General features: G+C 59.8%; 10 protein-coding genes and 1 pseudogene. 4 read left to right on the top strand and 7 right to left on the bottom strand.

Going from position 1 to position 13,125, the window contains the following annotated elements:
* Positions 1-14: 14 nt before the first annotated feature.
* A pseudogene (locus tag HWU94_RS07875) lies at positions 15-503 on the top strand (arginine repressor); the annotation flags it as partial.
* Between the two features lie 116 nt (positions 504-619).
* On the opposite strand, the gene HWU94_RS07870 reads toward HWU94_RS07875, so the two are convergent.
* Positions 620-1,018, bottom strand: coding sequence for an ankyrin repeat domain-containing protein (locus tag HWU94_RS07870; protein ID WP_185173234.1), 399 nt, complete (start codon positions 1,016-1,018; stop codon positions 620-622).
* 156 nt (positions 1,019-1,174) lie between these two features.
* Between HWU94_RS07870 and HWU94_RS07865 the strand changes: the two genes are divergently transcribed.
* A complete protein-coding gene (locus HWU94_RS07865) occupies positions 1,175-2,749 on the top strand; it encodes an AMP-binding protein (RefSeq protein WP_185173233.1) in 1,575 nt (524 codons plus the stop codon).
* A gap of 29 nt (positions 2,750-2,778) precedes the next feature.
* On the opposite strand, the gene HWU94_RS07860 is transcribed toward HWU94_RS07865, so the two are convergent.
* Genes HWU94_RS07860 through HWU94_RS07840 form a run of 5 tightly spaced genes read right to left on the bottom strand, consistent with a single transcriptional unit; the run spans position 2,779 to position 8,293 of the window.
* Positions 2,779-4,020, bottom strand: a complete 1,242-nt coding sequence (locus HWU94_RS07860) for a glycerate kinase (RefSeq protein ID WP_185173232.1) — start codon at positions 4,018-4,020, stop codon at positions 2,779-2,781.
* A 29-nt stretch (positions 4,021-4,049) separates the two neighbouring features.
* Positions 4,050-5,567 (bottom strand): SLC13 family permease, encoded by a 1,518-nt coding sequence (locus HWU94_RS07855; RefSeq protein WP_185173231.1) that lies wholly within the window; start codon positions 5,565-5,567, stop codon positions 4,050-4,052.
* Positions 5,564-6,226 (bottom strand): response regulator transcription factor, encoded by a 663-nt coding sequence (locus HWU94_RS07850; protein ID WP_185173230.1) that lies wholly within the window; start codon positions 6,224-6,226, stop codon positions 5,564-5,566. The genes HWU94_RS07855 and HWU94_RS07850 overlap by 4 nt, the downstream gene beginning before the upstream one ends.
* Before the next feature lie 41 nt (positions 6,227-6,267).
* A complete protein-coding gene (locus HWU94_RS07845; protein WP_185173229.1) occupies positions 6,268-7,851 on the bottom strand; it encodes a HAMP domain-containing sensor histidine kinase in 1,584 nt (527 codons plus the stop codon).
* Entirely contained in the window at positions 7,844-8,293 is a 450-nt protein-coding gene (locus tag HWU94_RS07840; protein ID WP_185173228.1) for a hypothetical protein, read from the bottom strand. The genes HWU94_RS07845 and HWU94_RS07840 overlap by 8 nt, the downstream gene beginning before the upstream one ends.
* Positions 8,294-8,515: 222 nt before the next feature.
* On the opposite strand from HWU94_RS07840, the gene HWU94_RS07835 reads away from it, so the two are divergent.
* Entirely contained in the window at positions 8,516-9,718 is a 1,203-nt protein-coding gene (locus HWU94_RS07835) for an argininosuccinate synthase (protein ID WP_185173227.1), read from the top strand.
* A gap of 120 nt (positions 9,719-9,838) precedes the next feature.
* Entirely contained in the window at positions 9,839-11,281 is a 1,443-nt protein-coding gene (gene argH / locus HWU94_RS07830) for an argininosuccinate lyase (protein WP_185173226.1), read from the top strand.
* An 82-nt stretch (positions 11,282-11,363) separates the two neighbouring features.
* Here argH and HWU94_RS07825 read toward each other — a convergent pair whose 3' ends face one another.
* On the bottom strand, positions 11,364-13,115 hold the full coding sequence (locus HWU94_RS07825; protein WP_185173225.1) for a DUF726 domain-containing protein: 1,752 nt from the start codon (positions 13,113-13,115) through the stop codon (positions 11,364-11,366).
* Between the last annotated feature and the right edge of the window lie 10 nt (positions 13,116-13,125).

The raw sequence follows: 13,125 nt of genomic DNA, 5'->3' as shown, positions 1-13,125 counted from the left end.
CGACCAGAAAAAGAGAAGAAACAATGGCGATTCCCTCCACCAAAACCGCGCGGCAAGCCCGCATCATCGAGGTGCTCCAAACCCATCGCGTGCGCTCGCAGGCCGAACTAGCCCAGCTGCTCACCGACGACGGGCTCAAAGTCACCCAGGCGACCCTCTCCCGCGACCTGGTGGAAATTGGCGCCGAGCGCGTGCGCGACGAAAAGTCGGGGCTGATTTACGCCGTGCCTAACCGCCCCGTCCGTCGTAGCACCCAGGAAGGCCCCGATGCCCGCCTCGTTTCCCTCTTTAAAGAACTGCTCGTGACTGCCGAGGCCTCAGCCAACCTGGTCATCCTGCGTACCCCGCCGGGAGCCGCCCAGTTCCTTGCCTCAGCTATTGACCAGGCAGGGCTAGAGCCCCTGCTGGGGTCCATCGCGGGCGACGACACCGTCATGGTCATTACCCGCGACCCCAACGGCGGCGAAAAAGTAGCCGCCCTCTTCCTGGAGTGGGCGGCCTAACCCCGCTGAACAGATGCCTCACACCACAGTTAAGCCCCGGTCTTCATCGTCGAAGACCGGGGCTGAATTAACGTGGTAGGCGTAGGTAAACCCGGTGATGATACCGGTCTAACCCATTACCCCTCAAAAAGTTTCTTCATCTCGTCAAGGTCGAAGAACTCTGCCACGTCAGCGGGCGTTTGCGACCCCAGGGTTTCGTCGGCGCCAGCATCGAGAAGCATGCGGGCAATCGGAAGGTTGTTACGGAAAGTAGCGCAGACAAGAGCAGTCTGGCCCCGCTCATTGAGACGGTCAAGATCGGCCCCCTCATTGATCAGGAGCTGAACCAGGTCAGCGTGTTCGTGATAAGCGGCCAAAATGAGCAGGGTATCGCCCTTGGCGTTGGTGAGGTCAACAGGTATGCCCTGGTCAAACAGTGATTTGAGGGCTACCGGCTTGTTGTCACGTGCCAGGTCGAACACCGAGTTAAGGAAGTCGATGTCCTGCTCGGTCAGGCTATGGTTCACATCTGTCATACTTTCACTCTCTCAAAAAGTGAGGCACGTTAGCAACCCTGTCTAGACCACCCTACAGCTCATGCTCGCCTTATTTATAACTTTTGTTCAGAAGTTTTGAGGTAGAAGGTGTGAAAGAATGGGCAGGGCTAGCTAGGCTCGAAGAAAGGCAGACCTGTGGATACCAAAGATGCTGACCAGACTCTCGTCGCATCGCCTCAGTACAATATTGCAGCCCTGCTTTCGGAGCGGGCAGATGACGATTCCCTAGCCTTGACCTGGGCGGGTGGAACCTTTACCTACCGTCAGCTGAACCTGCTGACGGCTTCTGCTCGTGACTGGCTCCTTCATCGCGGTGTTGAGACCGGCGACCGGGTTGCGCTGGCGCTACCCAACGTACCGGCTATGGTGGGTCTCTACTACGGTGCCTTGTCGCTGGGAGTGATTGTGGTGCCTATACACCCCCTCCTATCAGCCCGCGAAGCGGCTTATCAGGTTCAGGACGCCGGTGCGCGGCTTTTGGTGGCAGCGGCTGGGACCCGGGTTGGGCAGGAGCTAGACCAGGTATCTGCCGAGGTAGGAGCCGCGCTGCACATTGAGCTTATAGCGCCCGAGGAAGCCTTCGAGGTAGATACTCCCAGCTTGAGTTCTTGGGCTCCGCAGGCGGTTGCCGGGGATGATCCTGCCGTTATCCTCTACACCTCAGGCACAACAGGTGCTCCTAAGGGCGCGACCTTGACCCATACCAATATGCTGTCGAACGCTAGAACCTGCGTTGACGTTTTTGGCTTCACCGCAGACGACGTTATCTTCGGTGGCCTTCCTCTGTTTCATGCCTTTGGGCAGACCGTATCGATGAACGCGGTACTCGCAGCGGGCGCCGCCATTGCCCTGCTCCCGCGCTTCACCCCGGGTGGAGCAGCCCAGCTATGTGCAAGTGCCGGTGTCACTGTTTTCGCTGCAGTTCCTACCATGTACAGTGTCCTGGCTACCTATCTGGGCACCGACCCCGCTTTGACCCACCAGCTGCGGGGGCGCGTCCGCTTCGGTATATCGGGCGGGGCTGCCCTGCCCGCTTCCGTCCACGCTGATATTGAGCGACTGGTGGCCTTCCCCATCTACGAGGGGTACGGGCTGAGCGAAACTGCACCCGTTGTGTCCTTCAACCGGGCTGAATACGGCCTAGTGATTGGTTCTGTCGGCAGGGCCCTACCCGGGGTAGAGGTGAAAGTGGTCGATAGGCAGGGGGAGCCGCTGGCTACCAGTGAAGCGGGTGAACTGTGGGTGGCAGGGCCCAACGTCATGGCCGGGTACTGGGGCCGCCCCGAAGCGAGTGCCGAGGTGCTCAAGGGCCGCTGGTTTGCCACCGGTGATGTGGCCCGGCTCGATGAGGCGGGAAATATCTTTATCGTTGACCGCCTCAAAGACATGATCTTGCGTAACGGCAACAGCGTCTACCCTCGGGAAATTGAGGACGTTCTCTACACCCACCCCGCTGTCCAGCTGGCAGCCGTGGTGGGGCAGCCCTCTGAGTCCGTGGGCGAAGAAATTGTAGCGGTAGTGGTGCCGCGCGAACCCCTGGACGCTTCGCAGCAGGCTGAGCTGACCGCGTCCCTCGATCAGCTGGCCCGCCGCGAACTTGCCGCCTACAAGTACCCGCGTCGCTATGTTTTCAAAGAGGAGCTGCCGCTGGGGCCCACCGGCAAAATCTTGAAGCGGGTACTGGCAGAGGCCCTCACCCAGGAAGCCTAGGGAAGATCCTCTACCGTGTACCGGTTACCTTAGGCGGCAGCCAGCTGCGCCCGGCGGGACTGCATGGAGGCCGAGAGCGAAGCACCCAACAGAATCATGCGGAAGGTGCGCTCTGCCGAGTCGGTCAGCAGCTCTTCACCGTTGACCAGGGCATCTTCAAGATCCATGGGCAGGGGGATAATCGAGGCGAAAGCGTCGATGCCGGCATCGTGCACGCGGTAGGCCTTCTTACCGATAGAGCCAGCCAATGCGAGGACCGGAGCACCCGAACCCTGGGCGCGGGCGGCGATTTCTGCAGGAACCTTGCCCTTGGGGGTCTGGAAGTCGATAGCGCCTTCTGCGGTAACGACCAGGTCAGCGTGGCGGATTTCTTCATCAAGGTTGATGCCGGCCAGGCCGGAGTCGATGAGGGCCTCAAAGCGCGGGGTGAGCTCGGCACCGATGAAAGCCAGCCCTGCCCCCAGACCGCCGGAGGCACCAGTGCCTGCGCCGGTGTGGAAGTCCATGTGCAGCTTGCCGTCGGTCATGGTCTCGTAGGTCTCTTCTAGCAGGTTGGCCCAGTGGGTTAGGGCCGCATCCAGCTGTTCAACCTGCTCGGGGGTTGCCCCCTTCTGGGGGCCAAAGACGCGGGCAACGCCCTTGGGGCCGGTCAGGATGTTGTGCTGGTTGAGAGCCAGGACGATGCGTACCTGGGAAAGGCGGGGGTGTAGACCGGAGTAGTCGATGGACGCAGCCTCGGTCAGGTGGGCACCGCCCAGGGGGATTTCTTCTCCGGCCTCGTTGAGAATACGGGCACCCAGTGCTGAGAGGGCACCGGCACCGCCGTCTGAGGTGCCTGAGTCGCCGCAGCCTACCAGTACGGTGTGTACGTCTTCGTTATCGAGTGCCGCAGCAATGAGTTGCCCCACTCCGTAGGTGGTGGTTTCAGCGGGGTTACGCAGATCCTTAGGTACCAGGGAGAGCCCTGCGGCCGCTGCCATTTCAACGACTGCGACGCCGTCCTGAGCTCCGCCGAGCAGGGCGTAGTGGGAACGAACCTGCTGGCCTACCGGGCCGGTGACCTTGGTGTGTACGAGCTTGCCGCCGGTGGAGCCAGCCAGCATCTTTGCGGTACCTTCGCCGCCGTCGGGAATCGGTATGGTCACGGTGTTGACGCCGGGGATGACGCGGCGGATACCGGACGCAATGGCGTCCGCTACAACATCAGCTTCAAGAGAGCCCTTGAAACCGGAAGGGGCGATTAGAATACGCTGGGGAATGGACATAGTCATGGTGTTTCTCCTTGTAAAGGTGTGGTGATTTAGAGGTAGAGCGGCAGGCCCAGGGCCGGCCAGATGAAGAAGGCGAAGCCGGCAATGAGCGCTGCGTGGAGCGGTGCCAGCCAGGCTGAAAGCTTGAGAAGATCGGACGGGGTGTAGGTGGGACGGCCGTCAATGGTGGCAAAGAGGGCTACCGGCTTAGCGCTGGAGGTCAGCGTGTGGCAGAATCCGGCGGCTGCGGTTGAGATGAAGGCGGCCGCTACCGGGTTGACCCCCAGGGGGATGGCGGCGGTGATGATCAGGGGGACGAGCACAGCCGAACGGGCTGAGCGGGACTGAATCACCAGGTGGGCCATCGTTGAGAGGGCGATGACCAGAAGCACGAAGACCGCTGCGCCGCTGCGTCCTAGCCCTGAAACCGGGGCGAAGATTGACTCTGCCAGCCAGGTCGCTGCCCCCGACTCCGAGAGAGCGGTACCAATGGCCAGGGTTGTGGCCATGAAGATGAGCATGGGCCAGGGGGCCTTTTTGAGAGCAGCAGCCAGCTTGACCGAACCGAAACGGGGAGCGCTGGCAGCCAGCGCGCCGAGCACAGCTACAATCACCGGGTCTACCCCGTGAAAGGACTCTGTACACCAGAGCAGAATCGCAACGCCAAGTACCAGCGCGATGTTTTTCTCTGCCTGGGTGAGGGAGCCTCGCACAGGAGTGCTGCCTTCGGTTTCGAAGTCTGCCAGGTCGATATGGAGTTTTGCCGGGGCGTCATCGCGGGTGGGGAAGAGGATGAAGACCAGCTCGGTGACCAGGAGTGAGGCAAGCAGGCCTAGACCCGAGCCCAGAATGATCCATTCGAGAAAGCCGATGGTTTCTAGCCCGTAGGCCACGAGGATTTCGGCGGTGACCAGGTGGGCACCTGCACCGATAAAGGAGGCAACCGCTGAGACCAGGATGGTGGAGGGGGCCAGGATTCCCAGGGCCTTGACCAGCTTGGGACGGTCGGGCATAGCTTCTGCTATGGCCAGGTAGATGGGCAGGGTGAGGGCTGCTCGGCCTGAAGGTGAGGGGACCAGATAGACAGTCAGAAAGAGGGCTAGGTTGTAGAGGTGGGCGAGCTGGCGCGGGGTGCGGGCCAGGGCTACAAGTCGGGCGGTGAGACGGCGGGTGAGACCTGAGGCAGTCAGAGCCTGGGCCATCACCACAGCTGCCACCAGCAGCCAGACAGCCGAAGTGCCCAGTGAAGCGGTGAACTGGTCGGTGCTGATAATGCCGGTTAGCACCAGAGCTACCGCAGCTGCGAGTGAGACGTAGGTGTCTGACAGCGGGCTGAACACCCAGGCCCAGATTGCCAGGATGAAGATGGCAAGGGTGAGGGCGCCCTCAAGGGAGAGTTCGGTGGAGGTCATCCCGGTGACGGTAGTAGCACCGATGAGGAGCACCGCAACGAAGAACGAGATGAGTAGCTTACCGGTGATGAAACTGGGCTTGACGATGGTCAGCGGCGCGGTATCTACTGCCGGTTCGTGGGCAGGTACATTGGTTGATGAGTATAGAAGTTTCATACGAATCGGTACCCTGCCCCTCGGACGGTGGCGATATAGTCATCACCAATTTTTTTGCGGAGTGCGCGAATATAGACGTCGACGATGTTGGAGTTAGGGTCAAAGTCCATGCCCCACACCTGGCCCAGGAGCTGCTCGCGCGAGAGCACCTGGTTCTTGTGCCTCATGAAGGTCTCAAGCAGGGCGAATTCACGGCTGGTGAGTTCAGCGATAGTGCCGTTGACGGTGACCTGGCGGGTCAGCACGTTGAGCTCAAGGTTGCGGTGGGCCAGGGTCGAGGCGTTGGTTTCTTCGCGGTTGGTGTCGAGCAGGCGCAGACGGATACGGGCTAAGAGCTCGGCGAACTGGAAGGGCTTGGTCATGTAGTCGTTGGCGCCGTTTTCAAGACCTTCGAGGGTGTCTGAAACGGAGTCGCGGGCGGTGAGCATGATGATAGGGGTGGTGATGCCTTCAGCCCGCAGGGACTTCATGATGGTAAAACCGTCCATACCGGGAAGCCCCACATCGAGGATGATGAGGTCGAAGTCGCTGACCTTAGCCAGGGCGTAGGCTGAGCGGCCTTCGTCGATGAGGGTTGAGGTGTAGCCTGCTGATTTCAGGCCCTTGACGATGAAGGACGAGATGCGCGGGTCATCTTCAACAATCAGTATATGGCTCATGGCGGGGCTTCTTTCTGATGGTGCGGTCGGGTCTAAGAGTTTTATTTGGTCCAGCTGGGGTAGCGTACGCTGGAGACGCTATCTGCTAGGGCATCGGTGTCGTCCTTACCGCTATCCGCTGCGGCAGCTGCTGGCAGGGTGATGCCGAAGATAGCGCCGATACCGTCGTCCGGCTGGGCGATCCAGACGGATCCCTCGTGGGCTTCTGCGATGGAGCGGACGATGGCCAACCCCAGCCCGGCACCTACGGAGTGCTTTTTAGCGGTGGCAGGGTTTTTGGCGTTATTGCGTTTGAACCGTTCGAAGAGGGTTGCGGCGTCTTCTTCGCTGACGCCGGGGCCCTGATCTCGTACCCAGAGCTTGAGCTCGCGGTGGGAACCTGCTCCCTCAAAGGCTGAGCCGATAGAGATGGTGGTTCCTTCGGGGGAGTACTGGGCTGCGTTGGCGCAGAGCTGGACGAGAGCCTGGGTGATGCGCTGTTCGTCCAGGTCAACTTCACCTTCGGCAATATCGGCCATCATCCAGCGGTGGTCGGTAAAGGCCTGTACCTTCGAGTCGAGGGTAATCATCAGGTCGGCGACGTCTACCGGGTGCGGTGAGACAAAGTCAGGACGCTCGGACTTGGCGAGGGTGAGCAGGTCAGCGACGATACGACCCATGCGTTCTAGCTCATCGTCGACCAGCTGCAGGGTCTGATCCTGTTCCTCGGTGCGGTCCATGAGCTCAAGGTGACCGCGCACGATGGTGATGGGGGTGCGCAGCTCGTGGCTCACGTCGTCCATAAACTGGCGTTCAATCATGGCTGACTCCTCCAATCTATCTAGCATCTGGTTAAAGGTGTGGCCCATAGCTGCCACGTCGTCGTCGCCCTTGACGGCGACTCGTCCTGAAAAGTTTTTGTCGTTGATTTCTTGGGCGACGGTGCGCAGGCTCCGAATCGGTTTGGTGATGCGGCCCGCGACCAGCCACGCGATGACTACGGTGGCAGCTAGCCCGCCCAGCCCCACCCAAATCATGGTGACGATGGTGTGCTGCACCGCATCGAGCTCAGGCTGGATATATTCCACAACGATGAGGTGCCCGGTCTGGGTTCCATCGTCAGTGTTGAGGCTGACCTCGACCTTGCCCCAGTGCACCGGGCCTGCCGGGGTTTGCTCGACCCCCGACGTCCTCTCATACCCGGTGATGAGGGCAAGGAGGTCCTTGTCTTGATGCAGTCTGTAGCCGGTTTCTTCTGCGTAGTCCTGCTGCTCATCGATGATGATGACCTGGTTGCTGGTAACGCCAATGAGCTGCTCTGCGTAGCCGGTGAACTGGCGGGACACAAAGGCTGTGAGCATCTGGTCCAGGTCTTCGAAGGGGGCAGCGGTGGTGGGGTCTACACCGAGTTCAGCAAAGGTGCGGAACTCTGAAATTTCGCTTTCGGTACTTGCTGCGGCGTTGGCGCCGACCTCGCTGATGAGGATCTCGCGAACCGTGAAGATGAGGCCTGTGATGATAAAGGCGGTCACCAAAACCATCCATGCGACAATGCGAAGTCGTACCGACCCTGTGCGTTGGTTGTTCAGGCGGGAAGAGTCGCTAGAATGCCGCTTGGCCCACAGCTTGGTGATAGGGTTAGTCATCGTCGCCATCGTCATCGTCATCGTCATCGACCTCGTAGTCATCATCAAAGTCATCATCAAAGTCATCGTCGTCGGCAGGTGCGGGGGCCGGTGCCTGTTCTACCACGACGGGAGCCGGTGCAGGTGCGGGAGCCTGCTCAACCACTGCGGGGGCCGGGGCTTCAACGACAGCCGGTGCCTGCTCGGCGGGGGCTTCTTCAACCGGGGCTGCTTCCTCAGTTGCTGGCTCTTCGGTGGGCTCAGGGCTGGGGCTCTCGCTGCTTGCTGACGGCGAGGGGGTTGCAGAGGCGGACGCTGACGAGCTGGGGGAAGTGGTGCGGTCGAGGACGATGGGGTCTACCTCGTCACCGAGCTGGCCGCGGAAGCTCATCAGTAGAGCGAGAGCAGCGACCATTCCAATAGCTGCCAGGAGCAGGATTCCGAACATGTATTTCTTGAGCATGTTTCTAGTGTGTCAGTCGTCTTTAAAAATTCTGTGAGTATTCCATTAAGGTTTTTTCATTTTGGGGTGCGCGTTTCTCTTGCTGGTTTTGTAACGGCGCGCGATGATAGTAGCGCGTATCACTGGCTGATACGTTTTGCATAATTATGTCTGAGTGTGCATAATTATTTATAGAACCTGCGGGGACCTCCCGCCCCTGAACGTAATATCTCAAGGAGCACCATGAAAGAGCGCATCGTCCTGGCCTACTCAGGCGGTCTAGATACCTCAGTTGCCATCGGCTGGATCGGCGAAGCAACCGGCGCAGAAGTTATCGCCGTTGCCGTTGACGTAGGGCAGGGCGGCGAGGACCTCGAGACCATCCGCCAGCGCGCCCTCGACTGCGGTGCTGTTGAGGCCTATGTAGCGGATGCCCGCGATGAATTCGCCAATGAGTACTGCATGCCCGCTCTCAAGGCCAACGCCCTCTACATGGACGCCTACCCCCTGGTATCGGCTGTGTCCCGCCCCGTCATCACCAAGCACCTGGTAGCAGCAGCCAAGCAGTTTGGCGCCACTACCGTTGCCCACGGCTGCACCGGCAAGGGTAACGACCAGGTCCGCTTTGAGGTTGGTATCCAGACCCTGGGCCCCGAGCTCAAGTGCATCGCTCCCGTGCGTGACCTGGCCCTGACCCGTGAGAAGGCCATCGACTACGCAGAGAAGAACAACCTGCCGATTGTTACCACCAAGAAGAACCCCTTCTCCATCGACCAGAATGTCTGGGGCCGCGCTGTTGAGACCGGCTTCCTCGAAGACATCTGGAACGGCCCCACCAAGGATGTCTACGACTACACCGACGACCCCACCTTCGCTCCCACACCCGACACCGTCGTCATCTCTTTCAAGGAAGGCATCCCCGTTGCTATCGACGGCCAGGCAGTTACCCCGCTTGAAGCTATCGAGATGATGAACCGCCGCGCAGGTGCCCAGGGCATCGGCCGTATCGACATCGTTGAAGACCGCCTGGTCGGCATTAAGTCCCGCGAAATTTACGAGGCTCCCGGCGCTATGGCCCTCATGGCTGCCCACAAGGAACTCGAAAACGTCACCATCGAGCGCGAGCAGGCCCGCTTCAAGAAGATTGTTGGCCAGCGCTGGACTGAACTGGTCTACGACGGCCAGTGGTTCTCACCGCTGAAGAAGTCCCTGGACGCTTTCATCAACGACACCCAGAAGATGGTCAACGGCGATATCCGCATGGACCTGCACGGTGGCCGCGCCGTTGTTACCGGCCGTAAGTCAGAGACCTCCCTCTACGACTTCAACCTGGCCACCTACGATGAGGGCGACACCTTCGATCAGTCCATGGCCCGCGGCTTCATTGAGCTGTTCGGTATGTCCTCCAAGGTCGCTTCAGCCCGCGACCAGCGCCTGGGCCTCTAAAACTAGCCCCGCTTCAGCCGCCCAACCCCGCGCGTCCTTACCCCACGAGAAGGTAAGGACGCCGGCGGGCGGCTTTTGCCTTACCCCGCACGATTTTCCCAACCCCGCAAAGGTAAAACTATGTCAGCTGAAAAGCACGGTACCAACGATGGCGCTCTCTGGGGCGGACGCTTCGCAGGCGGCCCCTCTGAGGCTCTTGCCGCCCTGTCGAAGTCAACCCAGTTCGACTGGCGTCTAGCGCCCTACGATATTGCAGGCTCCCGAGCCCACGCCCGTGTGCTGGCTAAGGCCGGTCTGCTCACCGACGACGAGCTCACCGGCATGATTGCAGCCCTTGACCAGCTTGAAGCTGACGTCCGTTCTGGCGCCTACACTCCGGCGGAGTCGGATGAGGATGTGCACGGCTCCCTCGAAAAGGGCCTCATCGAACGTGCCGGGGCCGAACTGGGCGGTAAGCTGCGTGCTGGCCGCTCCCGCAACGACCAGATTGCAACCTTGGGCCGCATGTACCTGCGCGATCACGCCTCTATCATTGCCACCGGCGTCATGGACACCATCGATGCCCTGATTGCCCAGTCTGAGGCCCACCCCTACGCGCCCATGCCCGGCCGCACCCACCTGCAGCACGCCCAGCCTGTCCTGCTCTCCCACCAGCTCCTGGCCCATGCCTGGGCCCTGTCCCGCGATCTTGACCGTCTGCTGGACTGGGATAAGCGCGCCGCTGTATCCCCCTACGGCTCCGGGGCGCTCGCGGGCTCTTCCCTGGGGCTGGACCCCGAAGCTGTAGCCGCTGACCTGGGCTTCAACTCCGCAACCCACAACTCCATCGACGGCACCGCCTCCCGCGATGTCTACGCCGAGTTCGCCTGGATCGCCGCCATGATTTCGGTAGACCTCTCCCGTATTTCTGAAGAGATTATTCTCTGGGCCACCAAGGAATTCTCCTTTGTAACCCTGCATGACTCCTTCTCCACCGGCTCATCGATTATGCCGCAGAAGAAGAACCCCGATATCGCTGAGCTTGCCCGCGGTAAGGCCGGTCGCCTGATCGGTGACCTCACCGGCCTGCTGGCAACCCTGAAAGCCCTGCCCCTGGCCTACAACCGCGACCTGCAGGAAGATAAGGAGCCGGTCTTTGACGCCATCGACCAGCTCGAAGTTCTACTGCCCGCTGTCTCCGGTATGATTGCCACCCTCATTTTCAACACCGATCGCTTAGCGGAGCTGGCTCCCCAGGGATTTGCCCTGGCAACGGACGTTGCCGAGTGGCTGGTGCGCGAGGGCGTGCCCTTCCGCGTGGCCCACGAACTGGCCGGTGAAGCTGTGCGTGTCTGCGAAGAAAAGGACTGCGAACTGTGGGACCTGACCGACGAGGACTATCTGGCTATCTCACCTGCCCTGCACGCGGGCGTCCGCGAAGTGCTCACCGTTGAGGGGTCTTTGAATTCCCGCAGTGCCCAGGGCGGTACCGCCCCGTCCGCTGTGGCTGCCCAGCTGGAAGCGCTCAAGAGTGAGCTAGAACCTGCGCGTGCTTTCGCTGCCCGCCCCCAGGTTATTTCTTAGGGACCATAGTCAGGCAAGAAGGAAGGGACTTGGCCCAGAGAATTTCTCTAGACCAAGTCCCTTCCTCTTTGTTTTCCGCTATTTATTTGTCACCGTGAAGGGTCACAAAGTCAATATATTTCCGGTGACCGGGGACGTGCTCAGTGACGTCAACATTGATTACTCGGGGGTGATCCTGCGAAAAACCTCTAAAGCCTGCTGCTGTCTTACCGAAAGACCCAACCTTATACAGCTTTCTCAATACCTCATCGTTGAGTGAATGGTAGTTGAAAACTGTGCCGTTGACGCCGTTAGCAAGAGATTCGGTTGCGGTGTTAGCAGGGTAGGCGGCACCGAGGAGATGGATGCCAACGATCGGTGTCTGCTCATTACCGTTGGCAAGAGCAGCTGCAGCGGTTGCCATCAAGGCACCGCCGAGGCTATGGCCGATGAGGATAAATCCGTCCTGATGTTCTGTTCTTGCAAGGATAGAGGCAAGAGCAGAGCCTGCCTGCTTGGCTCTGTTTGAAGCTGTGGTCCAAGGGTTGGTGACCAGACCCAGGGCTGCATTTGCTACCCCTAGACCACCGAGGTTCTTTGCGGCTCGTTTGACGCCCCTGGCAGCGAGACCCTGTAGGCCCAGGCCGCCAACACCACCGAGACCGCCCATACCCAGGTACACGCCGAGGTCCTTGAGTTCCTTGGCACCCCAGTAAACCCTGTAGACGGGGTTGTTGGGGTATTCGGTGTCAATCACGCGCTTCCACCGGGCCCACTTCTGGTCATCTTCGGTGGTGAAGCCAGAGGCGAAGACTACTGCTGGGCCCTCCCCACCACGGATTGATTCGATGTTGAATGAAGAATCCTTGGACATATAGGCCGATGCGACTCTCATACCGGCCACACCGCCAAGTCCGGAGCCGATTGCGGTAATAACAATCTGGCCACCGGCCATGCCCATACCGCCTGCCGCAAGGGAGCCACCGCCCAATAGTGCAAGGCCGTGGTTCACAGCGGCGGCTCCATGCAATCCCTTTGCTACGCCAACAGCTGCGCCGATACCGGGGGCCGCAACGTAGGCAAAAGGTATCGCAAGGCTTGCGACGGTTGCAATGGCTGCCCCTCGCTTCGCTACCTTTTTGATGTCTGACTTTTCGTACTCAAACAGGGTGTCCCAGTGGGAAAGGTCGCTGAGGGTTGCTTTTGCCCGTTCAAAACTGGGTATCTCGTGAGTGTGTTCAGCACATAGAGGAAGCGAAGCTGCCCGCATGCCTGTATGGCCAAAACCTCTAAGGGCGAAGTGTGAGCAACCGGGAACTGAACAACCTGCTGTAATCACATTGCAGTTGTCACAGATGTAGGCGTTTGCCCAGATCCTTGGGGTTGCTAGTTCCTGATGGTGGGTAAATTCGACGCAGGCAGAGCAGTAAGCCTCGTGGAAGCTGTCCTTTTTGGGTCCGAAGGCTAGAAGTTCGGCTAGTTCCAGGAGGGTTTCTTCTGCTTTTTTGGTGTCTTTCCGGAGGCTGGCTAGCTTTTCTTCATAGGTCTTTTCAGCAGCTGAGTCGTCCTGGAAATTTGCGTGCTCTTCGTCTGGGGTTTCTTCCCACTGGGGCAGCACATCTTCGGCTGCTGCTTTTTGCTGAGCTTTTTTGTGGATGAGGTAGTCAAAGAAGGCTGCTGTAAAGAGGCTGTTACTGATGAAGAACTCATCGCCGGTGAATTGGGGTTCTGCGCCGGTACCATCCCACATGATGGTGATTGAAGTTGAGGGTGGTACCTGAAGTTCAGCGCTCGCGCCTTCTTGCCCTTCATTTTTGAAGAGGAGGCGGGTTTTACTGTAGATAGTGGAGTGCATCGTAGCTCTT

This window comes from Rothia nasimurium, from assembly GCF_014217215.1.
Lineage (GTDB): Bacteria > Actinomycetota > Actinomycetes > Actinomycetales > Micrococcaceae > Rothia > Rothia avistercoris.
This window is presented reverse-complemented; position numbering and strand designations above follow the sequence as displayed.

What these genes read in the sequence shown, in the direction of transcription:
- HWU94_RS07835 (WP_185173227.1), top strand. Translation starts at nt 8,516, where the DNA reads ATGAAAGAGCGCATCGTCCTGGCCTACTCAGGCGGTCTAGATACCTCA.
- HWU94_RS07850 (WP_185173230.1), bottom strand. Translation starts at nt 6,226, where the DNA reads ATGAGCCATATACTGATTGTTGAAGATGACCCGCGCATCTCGTCCTTC.
- HWU94_RS07870 (WP_185173234.1), bottom strand. Translation starts at nt 1,018, where the DNA reads ATGACAGATGTGAACCATAGCCTGACCGAGCAGGACATCGACTTCCTT.
- HWU94_RS07840 (WP_185173228.1), bottom strand. Translation starts at nt 8,293, where the DNA reads ATGCTCAAGAAATACATGTTCGGAATCCTGCTCCTGGCAGCTATTGGA.
- HWU94_RS07825 (WP_185173225.1), bottom strand. Translation starts at nt 13,115, where the DNA reads ATGCACTCCACTATCTACAGTAAAACCCGCCTCCTCTTCAAAAATGAA.
- argH (WP_185173226.1), top strand. Translation starts at nt 9,839, where the DNA reads ATGTCAGCTGAAAAGCACGGTACCAACGATGGCGCTCTCTGGGGCGGA.
- HWU94_RS07845 (WP_185173229.1), bottom strand. Translation starts at nt 7,851, where the DNA reads ATGACTAACCCTATCACCAAGCTGTGGGCCAAGCGGCATTCTAGCGAC.
- HWU94_RS07855 (WP_185173231.1), bottom strand. Translation starts at nt 5,567, where the DNA reads ATGAAACTTCTATACTCATCAACCAATGTACCTGCCCACGAACCGGCA.
- HWU94_RS07860 (WP_185173232.1), bottom strand. Translation starts at nt 4,020, where the DNA reads ATGACTATGTCCATTCCCCAGCGTATTCTAATCGCCCCTTCCGGTTTC.